A 714-nucleotide genomic window follows, 5' to 3' on the forward strand; every position below is an offset into this window, starting at 1 on the left:
GGTCAGTGTCCGTAAAGCTAGCTCGGATCTTTCTCAGTGGGAGTCATCCCTACCGAGCTTGTCGAACGGACAACTCGAAATTACCTCATTTGACGCAATCGACGTTGATCCACTAATCGAGGAATACCCATTTGATGATCAGCGGATTCTCAAAGCCCAGTTCAAGTATGTAAAAAAGAACCCATTTGATGAGTCTATAGAAAGAACCTATTCAGGAGAGATCACCTATCGTAGCGGGTCACAGATAGTACTCGTTAGTACGAAGTCAGATACACCGTCGGCCGGAGAGATAGTACGAAAATTAGAACAAATACTCCCGGGCGATCTCGAGATATTCCCTGGCCTCTTTCCTTCTCGACAAGCGATTTGGGATTTTATAAAGAGGGCAGATGACATCCTTGAGGTTGAGGTTTTCTATAAAAATGAGTTACAACCCTACGATGAGATTGAGGGATTAGATGTTTCGGAAGTTGTTGACGAGTATATTGTAGAACGCGCAGATCTCATATTCAGGAGAAACGGGCAAGAGATATTGGTCACATATACTGACGAATCTCTTAACATACAGGCTGAGGATACGAAAAGTGGTGATGTAAATGACGTTGAATATATCACTCAGTTATTTGAGCGCGAGGTTATTGCCAAATGAAGGCATCTTCGCAGCCCATCACATTAGGTAAGTTGCCAATTGGCGATGGGTGGGGGGAAGGTAAC

Annotated in this window: 1 protein-coding gene; it reads left to right on the forward strand. The window is 44.1% G+C overall.

The annotated features are described in order from the left end of the window. The coding region (locus EXE42_RS16195; protein ID WP_206750745.1) for a hypothetical protein at window positions 1-649 on the forward strand (649 nt) is incomplete at its 5' end. Between the last annotated feature and the right edge of the window lie 65 nt (window positions 650-714).

Origin of the sequence: Halorubrum sp. SP3 (assembly GCF_005435195.1) — an archaeon.
Taxonomy (GTDB): domain Archaea; phylum Halobacteriota; class Halobacteria; order Halobacteriales; family Haloferacaceae; genus Halorubrum; species Halorubrum sodomense.